The 1,788-nt window shown below is 61.4% G+C and carries 2 protein-coding genes; one reads left to right on the top strand and one right to left on the bottom strand.

What is annotated here, in order from left to right; all coding sequences use genetic code 11:
• On the top strand, positions 1–321 hold a 321-nt coding region (locus WBP53_RS14980), incomplete at its 5' end, for a potassium channel family protein (RefSeq protein ID WP_423930331.1).
• A gap of 271 nt (positions 322–592) precedes the next feature.
• On the opposite strand, the gene WBP53_RS14985 is transcribed toward WBP53_RS14980, so the two are convergent.
• Positions 593–1,788 (bottom strand): tetratricopeptide repeat protein (locus WBP53_RS14985; RefSeq protein ID WP_423930333.1); only part of this gene is annotated, 1,196 nt, incomplete at its 5' end.

Consider the following 1,788-nt stretch of genomic DNA (forward strand, 5'->3'; position numbering starts at 1 on the left):
GAACATGGCTTTACCAGTATTCCCCGCGGAATGTATTGGGCGATCGTGACCATGGCCACCGTTGGCTTCGGTGACATCGTTCCGGGAACGCCTCTGGGCCAGATCATCACTTCGGTGATCGTCCTGATCGGCTACGGGATCATCGCCGTGCCGACCGGAATATTCGGCGCCCATCTGATTCAGTCCGGCCTCGACAAGCGCGAATCGCGGCGCAGGGATCGGGCCGATTCCTGCCCCCGCTGCGGCGAGCGCGAGCACCTGGCCGAAGCTCGCTACTGCCATTGCTGCGGTGAACGGTTTCCTGCCGAATCCGAGCCGTGACCAGGCACCTGCGCCCGGGCAAAGGGTCCGGATGATTGCACTATGTGGCGCCTGCTGGACAAGCATGTAGTCAAGGCCCTCTCCGAACACGGCGCCGCCCAATTCGAACGCCCGGCGATCCTGTTGTTGGTCGTAGTCTGCATGCCGATTGAAGCGGCAGGGGTTGCTTTCGATACCTTCGTTGCATGGCGACCGACCGGTTGCGTTCATGCCTCGTCCTCCATGCCCCATCCAGTGCGGTGTAGGGACGGGAACGAAAACCGGCGAAGAACTACCCCTCGGTGGCTAATCGTTCACGGCAAAGCCGGATGCGTTCCGACGTCCGCTCCGGATCCACATTCCGTGCTTCCGGATTCTGCTTGAGCAGGTTCAAAAGTTCTTCGTGATGAACTTGCGCCATGCCGCAGTCGCCGGAATCTGCTTCGGCAAGCGCCAGATTCATGATGATCGAGGCGGTCAGTCCGTGGCTCGGTGGTAGCGCCACGTGGGCGACACCGAGCCCACGCCGCAGTGGTTCGATTGCCTCGGCTGGATGGTTCTGATTCAGCATGGCCTTGCCTACATTGTGCAATTCCACGGCGACAAAGAAATGTTCCGGACCGTAGACCTGTTCGGCAAGTTGGGCAGCCTCGCGATGGGTCGCTTCGGAGCCGGCATTGTCACCGCGCTTGAGCTGCACGCCTCCAAGCGCATTCAAGGATTCGTGAAGGCGCGCCGGGCGCGGAGGCGTGGCGCTGCGTATGGGTTCGATGATCTCGTTGAGCAAGCGCAACGATGCATCAAATTTTTTCTGTGAGGCGAGGGCGCGGCTCAGGAACAGCGCAGTCTCGATCGAACGCTCGTCGAGGGTGCCGTAAAGTTGACGGTACAGAGCCAGCGAGTTTGTCCATCCTTCGCGTGCCGGCTCGTATTCTCCTTCGATCCAGTGCAGCAGGGCGCCGAGGCTGAGCATTTTCGCCTTGATCGCTGAAGCCTCGTCCGTGTCCGGCATTTCCGGCAGCAATGTGCGCGCCTCGGCCAGTGTCGCCGCTGACTCCGAATTGCGGGTCAGGCTTTTCAGCGCTGCGGCACGCAGCATCAGCGAATGTGCCAGTGACACCGCTTCGTCAAGCCTGTGGCGAATGGTGATGGCATCGTCGGCCAGTTGAAGCGACTGATCGTAGGCGCCAAGTCCGGCATAGGCGCCACTCATGGCATCGAGCAGGTCAGCATGGGCGCTCGGTACATCGGCCAATGCCTGGTCCATGCGCTCGGCACTGCGGTCAAGCAGATCCCGTGCGCTGATTTGCACGCCGTTGGTCTTGCTCGGGTTGGCCAGGCGAAAGTTGTCGACCATGAACTCAAGTACACGTTCGGACTTGCGCGTTTCCGTGCGGGCGATGTCTCGCTGGATCAGGGCTACGGCGAGGCCCGCGATCAGTGCACCGAGAGCTAATGTCGTCAAGCCAGCCGCCACGGCATTGCGCC

Origin of the sequence: Dokdonella sp. (assembly GCF_049593775.1) — a bacterium.
In the GTDB taxonomy this organism is placed as follows: domain Bacteria; phylum Pseudomonadota; class Gammaproteobacteria; order Xanthomonadales; family Rhodanobacteraceae; genus Dokdonella.